General features: G+C 34.0%; 11 protein-coding genes and 1 tRNA gene. 10 read left to right on the top strand and 2 right to left on the bottom strand.

Going from position 1 to position 17,182, the window contains the following annotated elements; genetic code table 11:
* The first annotated feature begins 9 nt into the window (after positions 1-9).
* The 3 genes from SRT_RS09535 to SRT_RS09525 all read left to right on the top strand — a co-directional run bounded on the left by SRT_RS09535 (position 10) and on the right by SRT_RS09525 (position 5,128).
* The gene (locus tag SRT_RS09535) at positions 10-1,485 is read left to right on the top strand and encodes an ABC transporter ATP-binding protein (protein ID WP_223213946.1); all 1,476 of its coding nucleotides are present in this window, start codon (positions 10-12) and stop codon (positions 1,483-1,485) included.
* 272 nt (positions 1,486-1,757) lie between these two features.
* Entirely contained in the window at positions 1,758-3,146 is a 1,389-nt protein-coding gene (locus tag SRT_RS09530; protein ID WP_128833897.1) for a YqiA/YcfP family alpha/beta fold hydrolase, read from the top strand.
* Between the two features lie 86 nt (positions 3,147-3,232).
* Positions 3,233-5,128: a M13 family metallopeptidase gene (locus SRT_RS09525; RefSeq protein WP_128833896.1), complete on the top strand. Its 1,896-nt coding sequence runs from the start codon at positions 3,233-3,235 to the stop codon at positions 5,126-5,128.
* A gap of 144 nt (positions 5,129-5,272) precedes the next feature.
* Here the strand turns inward: SRT_RS09525 and SRT_RS09520 are convergent, their stop codons facing one another.
* Both SRT_RS09520 and SRT_RS09515 read right to left on the bottom strand, forming a co-directional pair.
* Entirely contained in the window at positions 5,273-6,229 is a 957-nt protein-coding gene (locus SRT_RS09520) for a S66 family peptidase (protein WP_128833895.1), read from the bottom strand.
* 315 nt (positions 6,230-6,544) lie between these two features.
* Positions 6,545-6,615 (bottom strand) — tRNA-Cys (locus SRT_RS09515).
* Positions 6,616-6,891: 276 nt separating this feature from the next.
* On the opposite strand from SRT_RS09515, the gene SRT_RS09510 reads away from it, so the two are divergent.
* From SRT_RS09510 to SRT_RS09480, 7 genes are all read left to right on the top strand, one after another.
* Complete coding sequence (locus SRT_RS09510; RefSeq protein ID WP_128833894.1) at positions 6,892-8,733, top strand: putative glycosyltransferase family protein; 1,842 nt, start codon at positions 6,892-6,894, stop codon at positions 8,731-8,733.
* Positions 8,734-8,921: 188 nt separating this feature from the next.
* Entirely contained in the window at positions 8,922-9,707 is a 786-nt protein-coding gene (gene rpsB / locus SRT_RS09505; RefSeq protein WP_002262347.1) for a 30S ribosomal protein S2, read from the top strand.
* 66 nt (positions 9,708-9,773) lie between these two features.
* The gene (tsf, locus tag SRT_RS09500) at positions 9,774-10,820 is read left to right on the top strand and encodes a translation elongation factor Ts (RefSeq protein ID WP_128833893.1); all 1,047 of its coding nucleotides are present in this window, start codon (positions 9,774-9,776) and stop codon (positions 10,818-10,820) included.
* Positions 10,821-11,525: 705 nt separating this feature from the next.
* Positions 11,526-12,428, top strand: a complete 903-nt coding sequence (locus tag SRT_RS09495) for a 3-oxoacyl-[acyl-carrier-protein] synthase III C-terminal domain-containing protein (RefSeq protein WP_223213945.1) — start codon at positions 11,526-11,528, stop codon at positions 12,426-12,428.
* 14 nt (positions 12,429-12,442) lie between these two features.
* Entirely contained in the window at positions 12,443-13,654 is a 1,212-nt protein-coding gene (locus tag SRT_RS09490; protein WP_128833892.1) for a thiolase family protein, read from the top strand.
* Entirely contained in the window at positions 13,655-14,101 is a 447-nt protein-coding gene (locus tag SRT_RS09485) for a Zn-ribbon domain-containing OB-fold protein (RefSeq protein WP_002277496.1), read from the top strand.
* Between the two features lie 6 nt (positions 14,102-14,107).
* Entirely contained in the window at positions 14,108-17,182 is a 3,075-nt protein-coding gene (locus SRT_RS09480; protein WP_128833891.1) for a non-ribosomal peptide synthetase, read from the top strand.

Below are 17,182 nucleotides of genomic sequence, written 5' to 3'. Positions count from 1 at the left end.
GAGTGCTAGATGAAAGCAATAATTATTCCTAAAAATCTTAGATCACAATTGTTTTTGTTGTTTGGGACTATGTTCAGTATAGCAGCCTCAGTGGCCTATTTATTGATTCCTCAAGTATTAGAATGGCTTATTGATCATAAAAGGTTCGTTACCCAAACAATAGTGAATTTAGGCTTATTATTTATAATGAACTTATTATTTAATTTTCTCTCTTCATTTCTACTACTAAAATACGCTGAGCATCAAATTAAAGAATCTCGGTATCGTTCAGTTTTAAAATTATTAAAAACTGATATTTCTTTTTTTGATAATTCTCTGAGCGGAGAATTATCTAGCAGAATTATTAACGACACAGAAGCTGTCAGGAAATTCCTAAGTGAAGTCATTCCAAATGCAATTAGCTCTATAATATTAATTTTATTGACTTTTATTGTCTTATTAAGATTAGATATTGGTTTATCTACTTGTATTTTTCTGGGGCTATTGCTTATGGTTGTTTTTTTAACACCTCTCTCAGCCGTTAGTCGAAAATATGCGCAAAAAAAGCAGAATCAATTGAATAATTTATCAGGCTATTTAACTGAAATTTTTCAAAGGGTTAAGTTAATTAAGTTAAATCAAGGTTATGGAGTAATCAAAAAACAGTATAGCCAAAAATTATCTGATACCTCTGAAAGTTCTTTTAAATATAGCTTAGTAGATTCATTTATTGGACCGATTGTCTATGTAGTTTTATTTATTATACTAAGTTTTATTTTTGCTTACGGAGGCTATAGAGTTAGTGAAGGAACATTAACTATTGGAACATTAATTGCATTTCTAATTTATTTATTTCAATTACTGACACCCTTTAGTAATGTTGGACAGTTTGCTAATCAATTTGCAAAAACAAAGCAATATGTGAGTATAATAGATTCTTATAGAAATTTACCTGATGAGAATAAAGGTGACTTAATCGTTAATCCTGGTAATTTTTTATTGCTTGAATTTAGAAATGTAGAATTTTCATACGATGATTACATTGTTTTACAGGATATTAATTTAAAAATAGATAAAGGGGAGAAAGTTGCTTTTGTAGGACCTTCGGGTTCGGGAAAAACAACTGTTATTAATCTTCTATTAAAGTTATACAGTCCAGTAAATGGTGAAATTATAGTTAATTCAAATAATCTAGAAGCAATCAATACTGAAAGTTGGAGGAAGAAAATATCCCTTATTTCACAAAATTTCGAATTATTATCAGGAACCATATATGATAACTTAACTTTTGGATTAGATATATTACCAGATGATGAAACAGTAAGAGAGGCATTAGAAAAAGTAAATTTATCACATGATATTGAAAAGTTTGAACAAGGTCTAAATACTCCTATTGGAGAACAAGGCTTAAAATTATCTGGCGGACAAAAACAGCGACTTCAATTAGCAAGAGGGTTTCTAAAAATGCAGATATTTTTATTCTTGATGAGGCAACTTCAAATTTAGATAGTGTTTCCGAGTCAGTTGTACTTTCTTCTATAGAGCGAACATTGAAAGAAAAACTGTAATTTTTGTTACTCATAAACTAGCTACAATTAAAGGTGTTGATAAAATCTTTTTATTGATAATGGACATATTATTGAGGAAGGAACACATGAAGATTTGTTAAAAAATCATCAAAAATATAAGTTGTTTTTAACAAAACAAACGGATAACGATAGGTCTTAAAATGTTTTATTCAGTACTTAATGCATGAAAGGATTAAAGGAAAAAGATTTATGAAAAACATCGCACAGCATAAAATTTATAGCATTCCAAAAAGATGGATAGTAATCTTGTTTGCCGTTATAACGGTAAATACAGTCATGTTAGTTGGAACAACTTCATCTGTCAATGCTGATACACAAGCTTCTACTACTGATAAAACGGCAGTTATCACTGAAAATCAAGAACAAGTAATTTCAACACAAGAAGGGGTTGAAAGTTCTGTGGCTCCTATTCAAGCAGAGGAGACTGTTCCGTCTGCAGCGTTTTCATCAGATAAGCAGACTACCGAGGAAAACAATAAAATAACTGAGTCAGAAAAAGGAGCAGATATGGTACCAAATTCTGATAATTCCATAACTGCTGAAGATATAGATAGCCAAAATCAAGCTGGACGGTCTTCAAGTCAAGCGACTGTTAGGGCAACCGATATTGCAGCTAATCCGATAACGCCGGCTACAGATGGAACCACTGTCTATTCTAAAACTAAACAAGCATCCGTTACAGTTCAAACTGATGCTCAAAAATCTGAGATATTGAGCAAAAATAATCGAGAAGAGCAGGCACTTAATCAACAAGATTTTGTTTCTGGTCAACAAAGGGTTACTATTAATAGAATTCTTGATAACAAAACCTCTGGAATTTCTACTTTAGATGCAGCAGCTCTAACCTATGAATTTGAAAAGGCTCGATTAAAGGGAGCAACTGATGCAACCATTATAACAGAGATTCAAAAAACTGGGAAAATCATTCCTTCTAATTTGGCCTATATCAGTGATTTTTATGATAATCAAACTGGTACAAGCGGGACAGCCTTTAAAGACAAAACTAGCAATAAGATCATTATTGCTTATACTGGAACAAACAATGAAGGCAATCAATGGCAAGATGCTCTAGGAGCGGACATTATGGGGATTGGTTTAGCTCGTGGGCAGCATTATCAACCTGCTTATGATTTTTACGATAAAATTGCTAGTCAGTATGGAGTACAAAATATTGTGATAACGGGTCACTCTTTAGGTGGAAATGTTGCTCAAAGAGTTGCTTTAAAGAAAAATAGCCCTACTACAGTCGTTTATAATTCAGCTCCGCTTTATATTCCTGCTATTGCTTATCTTGGCAACAAAGTTTATGAATCTCTTCGTAAAAATTTTGATTTGCCCCCAAATAAAGAAGAAGCCAAGAAAACGATAGCAGATATTAAGAATGATCAAAGGCAATTTACGGGAAACGTCATTAGAATTACAACACAAAAAGATTGGCTAAACAACACTACTCGTAATTTAGGTGCAGTTTATTTAGGCAAAGAACATATTATTATCAATTCTGGGGGTCATGATTTGCAGGGTATTGTAAATGATATGAAGCAAGTTGCTAATGTGAAGGCATTGGTTAGTATCTAGCAAAGAAAAAACTTCAAAGTCCGATACTGCTTAAATCGGACTTTTTTGTTACAATAGAAAGCGTATAGAAATGGAGAATATTATTTATGGTACGTTTACAAGATGATTTTTATAACGCAGTCAATGGCCAGTGGGAAGAGACAGCGGTCATTCCTGATGATAAACCACGGACGGGTGGTTTTTCGGACTTGGCTGATGACATTGAAGATTTAATGTTAGAGACCACTGACAAGTGGCTAGATGGGAAAGATGTTCCTAATGATAGTATTTTACAAAATTTTGTGAAGTTTCACCGTCAGGTGGCGAACTATGCTGCGCGTGAAGAGGCGGGTGTTGAGCCCGTGTTGCCTCTCATTGAAGAATATAAGAGTCTAACTTCTTTTGCTGATTTTGCTTCCAAAATAGCCACTTATGAAATGGCTGGTAAGCCTAATAAGCTTCCTTTTGGTGTGGCACCGGATTTTATGAATGCACAAATGAATGTGCTTTGGGCCGAGGCTCCAAATCTTATTTTACCAGATACCACTTATTATGCTGAAGGTAATGACAAAGGTAAGGAACTGCTTGCTAAGTGGCGTGCAATGCAAGAGGAACTTTTGCCTAAGTTTGGTTTTGAAGAAGCAGAAATTAAAGATCTTCTAGATAAGGTGCTTACTTTAGATGCCAAATTGGCTCAATATGTTCTTTCCAGTGAGGAATCATCAGAATATGTGAAGCTTTATCATCCTTATGATTGGGCTGATTTTACCAAATTAACACCAGAACTGCCTTTAGATGCGATTTTTACACAGATTTTAGGTCAAAAACCTGATAAAGTTATCGTTCCTGAAGAGCGTTTTTGGACAAATTTTGCAGCTGAATTTTATTCAGAAAAAAATTGGCCTTTCTTAAAAGCTGCCTTAGTATTAGCTGCAGCAAGCTCTTACAATTCTTACCTGACAGATGATATTCGTATCCTTTCAGGAAGCTATAATCGTGCTCTTTCAGGAACACCTCAAGCTATGGATAAGAAAAAAGCCGCTTTTTATCTGGCTCAGGGCCCTTATACTCAAGCGCTCGGTCTTTGGTACGCTGGCGAGAAATTTTCTCCTGAGGCAAAGAAAGATGTGGAAGCTAAAGTGGCAACTATGATTGAGGTTTATAAAGAACGTTTGCATAAGACGGACTGGTTGGCTCAAGAAACGCGTAATAAGGCTATTACCAAACTCAATGTCATAACGCCTCATATTGGTTATCCAGAACAATTACCCAAGACCTATGCTCAAAAGATTATTGACGACAATCTCAGTCTAGTGGAAAATGCTCAAAATTTGGCTAAAATCTCAATTGCCTATAATTGGAGCAAGTGGAATCAACCAGTTGATCGCAGTGAATGGCATATGCCAGCTCACATGGTTAATGCTTACTATGATCCGCAGCAAAATCAAATTGTCTTTCCAGCGGCTATTTTGCAGGCACCATTTTATTCATTGGAGCAATCTTCATCTGCTAATTACGGTGGCATTGGTGCTGTCATTGCCCATGAAATCTCTCACGCTTTTGATACGAATGGCGCTTCCTTTGATGAAAATGGCAGTCTTAACAACTGGTGGACTGATGAAGATTATGCGGCTTTTAAAAAGCGTACAGACAGAGTTGTTGAACAGTTTGAAGGACTTGATTCTTATGGTGCTAAGGTCAACGGTCAGCTAACTGTTTCGGAAAATGTGGCTGATCTTGGTGGCCTTGCCTGTGCTCTTGAAGCTGCCAAACGTGAAGCAGATTTTTCTGTCCGTGATTTCTTTATTAATTTTGCAACGATCTGGCGCATGAAAGCACGCGACGAATATATGCAAATGCTAGCAAGTATTGACGTTCATGCTCCAGCTAAATGGCGGACCAATGTTACAGTTACCAACTTTGACGAATTCCACCAAGAATTTGCGGTTAAAGAAGATGATGGCATGTGGCGTGATGAAGATAAACGTGTTATTATTTGGTAGATATCTAGTTTATATTTTATGATGTGTTAACTCGCTTTATTATATTAAAAAATCTAAAACAAAACGCTTGAATTAAAATTTTCAAGCGTTTTTTCATTGACTAGATAACCGATTAGACAAAATTTGTTCTAATTCAATCTCAATTTATGTTGTTTTAAATTGAATAGCTCTGGAAATGGTATCAATAGTGACCTTAGCGCCAATAGTAAAGGTAAACAAAGGCTGTGTATGAGCAAAATCAAGGTCATACATGACTGGAATTTGTTTTAGAACAGGATGTTTATCAAGGATGAAATGCCAAATTTTCTCGGTCATTTGACACTCTTTTGGAAAACGTCCAAACATCACAGCTTGAGGATTAGGATAGGTTTGTAGGACAGCGGCTAAATGACGAGAAATTTCGGTAGGCTTTTCTTCTTCAGAACCCTCTAAGAAAAGGATATAATTTTCAGGATTAGGAGCAAATTCAGTTCCACGTAGAAGTCCAAAGGTGGCTAAATGGCCGCCGATAGCTATCCCTTCAGCCTTGCCATTATTATAAATTTTCCATTCTGTAGGCATAAAATGACGTGGTTGGTTAGGATCGTACCAAGGGTCGCTGGACCATTTATCACTAGGGACTAAGTTGTAAACGTGTCTAGTAACGGCATTTAGCCACATTCTGCTTTGATAGTCCTGACCTTCTTCCATCTTAAAACTAGAGTAAGACGGTCCCATATAAGTTTCCACTCCAGTTTTGGCATAAATCGCATTTAAAAGAGCCGTTGTATCTGAATAACCACAAATAATTTTAGGATGATCCATGATGAGCTCATAGTCTAAATAAGGTAGGATTTCATTGGCATTAAAACCACCGATTGTTGAAAGAATGGCATTGACATGTTCTTCTCTGAAAGCGTCATGGATATCAGAAACACGACTGGCGATAGAACTGGAATTGAGCAGATCATTTTCCATATAGTTATTAGAAAAAGAAACTGTAAAGCCTAACTTTTCAAGTCTTCTCTTAGCTGATAAATTGGCATTAAAACCACCCAAACTTTCAATAGAATGAGATGGGCTAAGAATCCTAATATGATCACCATATGTTAATTTTTTCATTCATCTTTCCTCCCCATAAGCAATCCCTAAAATGTGACATTTTTTCTAGGTTATTGTTAGCAATGTTTTTCAATAGTATTAAAAGGTCTTTATACAGAATTGAAGAAAATCTTCTTTTAAGGCTCATTCCGTTCGCTAATAAAAGAAATAATCTTGAATTCTGTAGAGCTTAAAATAGGCTTGTTTACAGCAACATCTTTCTATTACTTATTTTATCATTTTGATTACTGTTTGAGGACAAAAATAACAATTATTTTAAAATATTTCATTTTGATACAAAAAATCCCCTAGTTGAACTAGGAGATTGTTTACAAAAGGCGGTAGACGGATTTGAACCGACGATCAAGCTTTTGCAGAGCCGTGCCTTACCACTTGGCTATACCGCCATAACATTCCCTATTTTACCTTAAAAAATCAGTCAGGTCAAGTTTTTCCTATCATTACCGTCTAATTGCTGATAGGGTAAATGCTGTTATAATTATACAGGTAAAAAACCAAATAAAATCGAAAATAAGCATTTTAATTTTTATAATATGTTATAATATTAGAAGTTAATTCTTGAACAAAGTGCGGATAAGGAATCATTGATTGAAAAGTTGGCAATCATCTGCATAAAAATATAAAGTTATGAAGAGAGTGTTCCAGCGATCTAATAGAGAAAAATGATAAAAGATTTTCGGTTATGTTTTTTAGATAATTTAAAAAGCAATAAAGAAATTAAAAATTCAGATGACGATTCTTTAATGCTTAGCAGTTATTTATCATATAGTATTGTTTTTTTAATCTATGCCATAATAATAACTTACATATCATATATTTCTATAAACCGCGGTAGCTGGATGTATGATTATTCGTTTCATATGTCTAGAATAGTCGGCTTGGCTCAATCTCTAAAAAATGGAGACTGGCTCCCTAATCTAAATTATGTAGTAGCTAATAACTCTGGCTATGCTGTAACCATGTTTTATGGAAATTGGCAGCTTTATATTCCGGCCCTTGTATTTTTAGCAACAAAAACGGCCACGTTTGCATACTCAGTGTATGCTTTTCTGCTCATCTACGGTTCCTCTCTGACAGGTTTTTATTCCTTATATCAGATGAGTAAAAGTAGAAAGCGAGCCTTTATTTTTGCCTTGATACTGCCTATTACCATACCATTTTTTGGCTATGGGATGGTGGCTGTTATTCCTTTGATACCATTATTATTTTATAGCCTGTATAGGGTCATATATAGTGAACGCTACAATCCTATGTTGCTAGCGGCAGTTATATCTTTGCTCATTCAAACACATGTGATATCAACAATAGTACTAGGAATTACTTCTGCTATATTTGTATTGTTAAATAGTAACCAGCTAACACGACAAAAACTTTTTTCATTCTCCCTGTCTTTAGTTATAGGTCTTATTATGACTAGTGGCTATATTTTTCAATATGTAGAGCAAACTCAATCTCAAACTTTTTTTGTATCTTGGATAATAAGAGATTTTCCATTTCCAGCTAAGATTTTAATGCTTCCAAATAGTGTTGAAGATGCTATTATCAACTATCAATTTCCAATTGCCATAGTTATTATTGTTATAGGATTGGTATCTAGTTTTTGGATAAAAAGCGTTTCTCGAAAGCTTATTTTGATGTCACTCTTATTGCTTTTCTCAACCACAGCATTAATTCCGTGGAAAATATTAAAGTACAGTTTTTTGGGTGTTTTTCAATATACAAATAGATTGGTGTATTTTCTTCCAATATACGTCTTGATGGCAGCGTGTATTTCTTTTAATAAATACCTTGTTATTTCAATCTGTATCTTTCAATTTGGTTATTATATAGTAACACAGCCTTATAAATATAGTTATGAAGAACATCGAGAAAGTATAGAATATTTAAAAAACACCAATACCTTTGCTGTAAAGGCATTTGAAAATCCGCTTCAGCTATCTTATGATACTAGTGGAGATGAATATCTCAACCTTTCTGTCAATCATGATGATATGCGAAATGGTTTAAGCCTCAATCAGTTTATTTATAATCAGCAGGAGGTAGCTATTGAGAATGTTCGACAAAAATATAATGATTTAGAATTTGATGTTTCGCTTAAAAGCAATCAACCTCAGACAATTGTTGTACCGAGAATTTGGTATAAGGGTTATAAAGCGTACTATAGAGACGATGCTGTCGGAACACAGCCTAAAATAATCTATCAAAAATTATCGAAAGAAGAGCTAGCTCAATATTCTAAGGCCAAAAAACCTAAGGTGACAGAAAAAGCCTTATATAATGGTTTTGCTGCAATTTCTGTATCACATTCAGGACATGTTCAAATAGCCTACAAAAAGACATTTGTACAGTGTATTGGATACACTATAGAAATTCTAGCATGGCTTCCTAGGAAGGTTCGACAGCAATTATGGATGGTTTTATCTAAAATAGGAGAAACTATCATCCTATGTTCGAAGAAAATCAGACAGTATGTTGATGAAAGTCTAAAGCGAAAAATAAGCTAATAAAAAAGTATTTAATCTGTATGCAGTAATAACAAACGGACTTGTCAAAATCCCATTTTTTGTTATGCTAATAGAGCTGTGTAAGCAGCAAATACTCATCTTAGATGAATTGTGATCTTGTTGCCTTTTAGGTTAGATTGCAAGTCGAAGTCTGAGAGAGGCAAAAAAACATAAAAGGAGAAATACTCATGGCAGTTATTTCAATGAAACAACTCCTCGAGGCTGGTGTGCACTTCGGTCACCAAACGCGTCGTTGGAACCCAAAGATGGCTAAGTACATCTTTACAGAACGTAACGGAATTCACGTTATTGATCTTCAACAAACTGTAAAATTAGCTGATCAAGCTTATGACTTCGTTCGTGATGCTGCAGCAAATGATGCCGTTATCTTGTTTGTTGGTACGAAAAAACAAGCTTCTGAAGCGATTAAAGAAGAGGCAGAACGTGCTGGTCAATACTATATCAACCACCGCTGGTTGGGTGGAACTTTGACAAACTGGGATACGATTCAAAAACGTATCGCACGTTTGAAAGAAATCAAACAAATGGAAGTTGATGGTATTTTTGATGTTCTTCCTAAGAAAGAAGTTGCTCTTCTTAACAAGCAACGTGCACGTCTTGAAAAATTCTTGGGTGGTATCGAAGATATGCCTCGTATTCCAGATATTATCTACATCGTTGACCCGCACAAAGAACAAATTGCAGTTAAAGAAGCTAAGAAACTTGGTATTCCAGTTGTCGCTATGGTCGATACTAATGCTGATCCAGATGATATTGATGTTATCATCCCAGCAAATGACGATGCGATCCGTGCCGTTAAATTGATTACCAGCAAATTGGCTGATGCTGTGATTGAAGGTCGTCAAGGTGAAGACAGCGTTGAAGCTGTTGAAGCAGAACTTGCAGCTGGAGAAACACAGGCAGATTCAATCGAAGAAATTGTTGAAGTTGTTGAAGGCGCAAACGAAAATTAATGATTGAAAAAATTCTAAAGGGCAGGGCCAAGCCCTCCCTTTTTATTAAAATTTGGAGGAATTATCATGGCAAATATTACTGCAGCTCTTGTTAAGGAATTGCGTGAAAAAACTAGTGCTGGTGTCATGGACGCCAAAAAAGCCTTGGTTGAAGTTGAAGGCGATATGGAAAAAGCAGTTGAACTTCTTCGCGAAAAGGGTATGGCCAAAGCAGCTAAAAAAGCTGATCGTGTTGCCGCTGAAGGTTTAACAGGTGTTTATGTTGATGGCAATGTTGCTGCTATTGTAGAAGTTAATGCCGAAACAGATTTTGTTGCTAAAAATGCTCAATTTGTTGACTTGGTTAATGAAACAGCTAAAGTCATCGCTGAAGGTAAACCTGCTAACAATGAGGAAGCTCTTGCTTTAAAAACAGCAGCTGGAGATACTTTAGAGGCTGCTTATGTCAATGCAACAGCAACCATTGGAGAAAAAATTTCTTTCCGCCGTTTTGCTCTTGTTGAGAAAGCTGATAATCAAGTTTTCGGTGCCTACCAGCATAATGGTGGTAAGATTGGCGTTATCACAGTTCTTGAAGGTGAAAATACGGATGAAGCTCTTGCCAAACAACTTGCCATGCATGTTGCTGCAATGAACCCAACTGTTCTTTCATACAAAGAATTGAGCGAAGAATTTATTCATGATGAATTGGCTCAAATGAACCATAAAATTGAACAAGATAATGAAAGCCGTGCTATGGTTAATAAACCAGCTCTTCCGCTTCTTAAATACGGTTCAAAAGGTCAATTAACTGATGAAGTCATTGCTCAAGCTGAAGAAGATATCAAGGCAGAGCTTAAAGCTGAAGGCAAACCTGAAAAGATTTGGGATAAAATCATTCCTGGTAAAATGGCTCGCTTCTTCTTGGACAATACGAAGGTTGACCAGCAATATACTTTATTATCACAAGTTTACATTATGGATGACAGTAAGACCGTTGAAGCTTATATGGAGTCCGTAAATGGGAAAGTGATTAGCTTTGTTCGTTTTGAGGTCGGCGAAGGTATTGAAAAAGCAGCTAACGATTTTGAAAATGAAGTTGCCGCTACAATGGCAGCCGCTTTAAATAACTAACTAAACCAACTAATAAAAGAGAAGTGGGATAGATAGTCCCACAGGATTGCGGTGCAATTACCCCTAAAAGAGTAAAATAAAGTACAGGAGCTTGGTACAAAAATAGTCCCAAGCTCTTATTGTTGTTTATGGCTGTTTGCAGTTTTTTAAAAGGAGGTAGAAGGATTTTTTAAGTTCTTCTTCAATCTGCTGACGGTATTCCAGAAGATCTCTTTCAGAGTTTTCAACTCTTCCTACTACTGAAACTAGTGCACCAATTGCTGTGCCTAATATATTTGAAAAGAGGCAGGACTTCTATCCTTGGCCTCTTTTTGCATGTCAAAATAGGCCCCTCTGCTATCTGTAAAAGAGAAGACTTTAGTATTTTTTTACATAGTTTCAATAATTATCAATTGAATTACTTGATTTTTTGGATCATTATTTAGACAGATTACTAACATTTGTTATAGTGTTTTTTGAAAAAACTTGATAGTCTAATAATGTTATTAAAGTAATTTTTTAATAATAATTCATTTATTTTGGAGGGGACATGGGCAATAAACAGATCGGTATAAAATCTTATGGCGTATCAATTCCATATTTTCGTCTTCCGGTGGAAGAAACAATAAAGGTTTGGAACAACAATAATGTTGATTATATAAAAATAAAATAGGCGTAAAGCGACGAACAGTAGTATCTTCTGATGAGGACACGCTGACGCTAGCTATGGAAGCTGGTCAAGAAGCGGTTTTACATTTTAAGGAAGATGTTGCAAAAATTGATAGTGTATTACTTGGTAGTTGTACTACACCAGATATTTTTAAAAGTAATGCTAATCAACTGATGTCATTTTTATTAAATAAAAATGACTATTTTGGATGTGATATTAGAGCCTCTGAGAACTCAGGGGCTGCCTCTTTAGTTTTAGGGTATTCTTTAGTAAGTTCTGGTTTAAGCAATACAAGTTTAATATTTAGTGCTGATACATTAAGTAAAAATATATTTCCAAGTGAACTAAGAGAGCCGTACATTGGCTCAGGAGCAGCTAGTATTATATTAGGTAAAGGTGAAGATATATTAGCTGAAATTATTGGTATAGGAAATTCAAATGCTTCTTTTCCTGAGCAAGGAAGAACAGAGGATAATAGATATTTGCGAGTCCTCGCTAATTTGAATTATTCTGTTGTAAAGGAAGGAAGAATTAAAAGAAGTTTGGAATCTATAAATAATGCTTTAGAAAATGCTTCTTTAAAAGCTGAAGACATCAAATATTTTGTTTTTCAAGATGGCACGGAGCAGACTTATAAAGAATTTTCTCATTTCTTCCATTTTGATAATGTGATAAATCAAGATATTTTCAAAAATCTAGGTTATATCGGTTCTGCTTCTCCTATTATTTCTATGTTAGCAGCTCTTGAAAGTGCTGAAGTAGGAGATATTATTTTAATGTGTGGATATGGACATAGTTCAGGTTCTACTACGGTTATTTTTAGAGTAACTGAGGAAATAACATTCAAAAATAAAATAATAGATAAGTTAAAAAATTATAAAGATATCAATTACTCTGAGGCGATGAAGCATGAATTTAAATACAGTCAGCCTGAGATATCTCTAGGGACATTTATTTAGTAAGGAGAATAAGTATGGGGATAAAAATTCAAGTAAGTGGAGTAGGTTGTACTAATGCTCCTGGCTTACCGCATATTAATAAATCCTTTAAAGAACTATTAGTAGAAGCTGTTTATAAAGCATTAGATGATGCTTTTCTTTCCCCTCATTTAATTGATGGCGCTAGTTTTTCTTATGCTGGAGAGGGAGAAATTGGACATGGGGGGATTGTTCCTACATTAGTGGATGCTTTAGGTTTAGCGCCTCTGGAAGGTTACATTAATATTGGAAATTGTGCAAGTTCTCATATGGCTCTTTTACAAGGATGTGAAATGATTGAAAGCGGACGCTATAGGCATGTTTTAGTAGCAGGTTTTGATAAGATGACGGACATCCTTCCTTTTGAAAACTATATGCTAATGTCAACAGATAGTTTGTATGATTATAACTTAGGCTTTTCGCATATTGATGCTTTTTTATTGCAGCAGGAGTACATCAGTAAATATGGAATCCAGCCGATAAAACTAAAGGAAGCTTTGTTAAAGTTTTCAACATTAATGAAGAAGTATGGTGCAGTCAACAAAGTTTCTTCAAATTTTGGTAAAGAGCTTCCAACCCCAAAAGAACTTGAAAACCAACCTTTTTTTGGGAATGCTATGAGTGCTGGGGAAGGAGCCAGTGCTGTCATATTATCCGCTATGGAAACTAATAATAAAAATAGTAGTCAAGAGAAAGTGATTATAGCAGGTCGAGGGTATACTAACACATCGCATTATATTCCTCATAGATATAAGGAAAAGTTACTTCATCATAAAAATAAGGATTCAAATGATGAAGTAGGAATGTTTAATGGGATACCTTTGGAGTTATCCATAAATCAAGCGTATTCAGAAGCGAAAATAAGTTCAAAAGATCTAAATATTCTAGAATTGTATGATCAAGGTCTCAATAGTTTTATTTCTATGGAAGCCGCAGGTATTTGCCCGAAAGGAGAAGCCATAGAATATATTTGTAATGGGGGAGGAACTATTGATAGTTCAGTGGCAATAAATACAGATGGTGGTAATATTGCTCGAGGTCATGCAGGAGGAGGAGCTAGTTTATATCAAATTATTGAAATTGTAAAACAGCTTCAAGGAAGAGCTTCTGGTATGCAAATAAAGAAGCGGCAATATGGTTTATCAACTGTGATAGGCGGAGCATATGCGACAGCTGCTGCTATTGTTTTAAAAAATGAGGAGTATTAAATGTTTTCTAATGAACAAATATCAAATCCTACTATTGAATCATCTCTTAAAGACTGGAGAGAGCAAGGAGGCTTAACTCGGTTAGAAGGAAGTAAATGTCCTCACTGTGACGAATTATTTTATCCAAGAAGATTTGTCTGCCCTTATTGCTTTTGTAGATCTTTAAAGACCTACAAATTTTCTGGTATGGGGAAGATAAAAAATATTGAAATAAATTCAATTTCGCAAGTTGCTGTTATCGGTTATAGAGAGATTAGTCCCAGATATTTATCAGTAATAGAATTAGCAGAAGGAGTAGATGTATTAGGAGAAATAATAGAATGTTCAGAGATTGAAAGTATTCATAGTCTGATTGGCCGTGAAGTTATGTCAGTTGTTAGAAAACAATCACGTTCCGGAAATACTAGTTGGAAATACGGATATAAATTTAAATTGAAAGAAGGATAAATAAGAATGAATAAAGAACTATCTAGTTTACAACAATCAATTATTTTGAATCAGCAACTACAGCCTGATAATGCTTCTTACAATTTACCTTATCTTTGGAAACTGACAGGTCAAGTAAAAGTTAATAAATTATATGCTTCGCTGATGAATACATTCAATAATCATGCTGTCTACCATTCTTTTTTGAAAGATGGTGAATTAGTATATGATAGTAATACAAAATTTAGACCCAAAATAATCGAAATGACTTATCCTACTGATGAAGAATTTGAAATTGCTGTTATGGAACAAGCAAAAATATATGCTAATACTCCATTCAACAATAGCGTTTGGCCATTACAGCAAGCTATTATTTTTATTAATACTCGTGATTTTTCTGAAGAATATTTTCTTTTTATTAATGTGAGTCATTTGATTTGTGATATTTATAGTGCCTATGAAATAATAAATGAAATTAGTGATAGATATAATAATAAGGTAACTACCTTACTTGAGGAAAAGAAACCACTTTCTGTTAATAAAATAAGTGAAAAACGGGAACAACGAGCTAAGGATTACTTTAGTTCAAGGTTACCGTTAATAAGTTCATTAGAACAGCCTTCTTTGACAATCGAACATACATCTAATAGAAGAAACATTGATATAACTGTTTCCCGAAATGTTGTTACAAAGCTAATGAATTTGTCTAAGAAAACAGAATTTGAGGTATTACTTACTGCCTATACTATCTTACTTTCTAGTATAACATCACAACAAATTGTAACAATTGGCATTCCGCTTGCTAATAGACATCCTGAAGAAAGGCATTCTCATGGTTGCTTTGTTAATAATCTTCCATTGATTATTAATGTCGGAGAATCGGAACAGCTTCATGACTTATTACAAGATGTTAGCTTTAATTTGCATAATCTTTTAAGATTTCAGTCTTTTGATCTTCAATCTCATTTAAAAGAGTTAGTTGACAGTAGAGAAAACTATAAATTTATGAATAATTCAGTGACTCTCTATAAATATGAAGTTAATTTTGATTTTGATCATATAGCTTGTGAAAATATTATAGTTGAACAGACAAGCCCAATGTTTCCTTTAGCAATGGAGTTTGAAAATAGTAATGATAAAGTTATTGTTCATATTCAAACCAGTGGCCAGTATAGCCCTTACTTTATTGGTCGATATTTTAAAGATATTCTTTTAAGTATGGACTCTCTAACTAAAAGTATTCAAGATGATTTTGCGATGGGAAAAGAACTGAAAAATGAATTGATTGCATTAGAGAATGATAAAATAGAAGCTATCTTACCAGAAGATATTAATCGGTCTGTACTTGAACTATTTCATGATGAATGCACTTTACATCCTGACTCTCTTGCTGTTAGATATAAAGAAACTGAACTCACTTATAAAGAACTTGACGTTTTATCTACCAAAATAGCAAACAAACTGAGGACGATTGATTTAGAAAAAATCGTAGTATCAATGGAATCAGATTCTCGCTTAATTGCCATTATTTTAGGAGTATTTAAATCTGGGAAAATTTATGTGCCATTAGATAAGAATATGCCTGAACAGCGGAAAACTGTCATATTAGAGCAATTAGATAATTTTTTGGTCTTAACAGATTACAACAGTCCTATTTTTAATAGGCAAGCAAACTTAAATATAGACGATTTATTAGAAGATATTGAACACTACACTAATATAACAGAAGCCTCTATTAAAAATAATGAGGTTGCTTATATTATTTTTACATCTGGTTCAACGGGAGTACCCAAGGGTGTTGAAGTTAAACATAGTTCCTTATTTACTTTAATGAGTGACTGCAAAAAGAAATTAAAGAATCCTTTTGGGAAAAACTGGATTCTATTCCATTCATATGGGTTTGATTACTCTATTTTTGAAATTATGGCACCTGTCACTTCAGGAGGAACATTAAATATTGTTCCTACAAATATCAGAAAATTTCCTGATCGTTTTCGTAACCTTTTAATTGAGAATGATATTAATATTCTAACACAAACTCCATCAGCCTTTTTATCTTTACAAAAGGTTGATACATCTCTAGATAATTTCATTGAATCTTTAGAATATATCTTCATTGGTGGGGAAGATGTTAAATTTGCAGATTTATCTTTATGGTTTGATAAGTACGGCTATAAGCACCCAAAAGTATTTAATCTTTATGGTTTAACAGAAACAACGATTATTTCGACAGCCCATCAAATTTCGCAATATGATGTGGATAATAAAAAAAGAAATAATATTGGGAAATCCATTGATAATACTTTAGTTTATGTTAAAAATAAAAATAATAAGATGGTGTTACCAGGATTTGAAGGAGAACTAATTATTTCTGGTCCAGCTGTATCAAAAGGCTATTATAAGAATGAAGTAAAAACCAAAGAAGTATTTGATAAAAAGACAAATTCATTTAAAACAGGTGATTTAGTTAAAGTATTATTAAATGGAGAGTTACAATATATTAGCAGAATTGATAAACAGGTACAAGTCAGTGGACACAGAATAGAATTAGGCGAGATTGAAAGTGCCATTAATAGTTGTCAAAGTTGTGAAGAATCTTATGTCATGGCTCAAGATTTTGCTGCTGGAGATAGAAGATTAGTTGGTTATTATAGACTGTCCTCATATGGAAAGATAGAGGCAGATCTCATACGAAAAGAAATTAAAACAAAATTACCAGATTATATGGTCCCATCATTTTTTATAGAGGTTGAAGAATTTCCACTTAATACCAGCGGGAAGATAGATAGTTCAAAATTACCTCCAGTAAATGTAAAGAAAACACCAGAGCAACAAAAATCAGTTCCCTTTGTTGTTGACGAGGAAACAACTGTTTTAGCAAGTGTCAAAAATATTTGGAGTGATGTGCTAGGAACTAAAATAAATGGAGATGATAACTTTTTTGAAGTTGGAGGGACATCAGTTTTAATTACAGAAATATATTATAGGATGTTAAAAGAGTTTGAACTTTCAGAGAATGATATGACCATGATTGATTTATTTGATTATGTCACTCCAAGTGAAGTATCAAAATTTATTGAGAATATATTAAAGGAGAAATAA

Source organism: Streptococcus troglodytae, from assembly GCF_002355215.1.
Classification (GTDB): domain Bacteria; phylum Bacillota; class Bacilli; order Lactobacillales; family Streptococcaceae; genus Streptococcus; species Streptococcus troglodytae.
Note: the sequence above shows the minus strand (reverse complement) of the source record. Positions and strands in the feature narration are given on the sequence as shown.

Bases quoted from the DNA above. Each gene is read 5' to 3' on its own strand.
- SRT_RS09530 (WP_128833897.1), top strand. From the start codon at position 1,758: ATGAAAAACATCGCACAGCATAAAATTTATAGCATTCCAAAAAGATGG.
- SRT_RS09480 (WP_128833891.1), top strand. From the start codon at position 14,108: ATGAATAAAGAACTATCTAGTTTACAACAATCAATTATTTTGAATCAG.
- SRT_RS09525 (WP_128833896.1), top strand. From the start codon at position 3,233: ATGGTACGTTTACAAGATGATTTTTATAACGCAGTCAATGGCCAGTGG.
- rpsB (WP_002262347.1), top strand. From the start codon at position 8,922: ATGGCAGTTATTTCAATGAAACAACTCCTCGAGGCTGGTGTGCACTTC.
- SRT_RS09510 (WP_128833894.1), top strand. From the start codon at position 6,892: ATGATAAAAGATTTTCGGTTATGTTTTTTAGATAATTTAAAAAGCAAT.
- SRT_RS09520 (WP_128833895.1), bottom strand. From the start codon at position 6,229: ATGAAAAAATTAACATATGGTGATCATATTAGGATTCTTAGCCCATCT.
- SRT_RS09485 (WP_002277496.1), top strand. From the start codon at position 13,655: ATGTTTTCTAATGAACAAATATCAAATCCTACTATTGAATCATCTCTT.
- SRT_RS09495 (WP_223213945.1), top strand. From the start codon at position 11,526: ATGGAAGCTGGTCAAGAAGCGGTTTTACATTTTAAGGAAGATGTTGCA.
- SRT_RS09535 (WP_223213946.1), top strand. From the start codon at position 10: ATGAAAGCAATAATTATTCCTAAAAATCTTAGATCACAATTGTTTTTG.
- SRT_RS09490 (WP_128833892.1), top strand. From the start codon at position 12,443: ATGGGGATAAAAATTCAAGTAAGTGGAGTAGGTTGTACTAATGCTCCT.
- tsf (WP_128833893.1), top strand. From the start codon at position 9,774: ATGGCAAATATTACTGCAGCTCTTGTTAAGGAATTGCGTGAAAAAACT.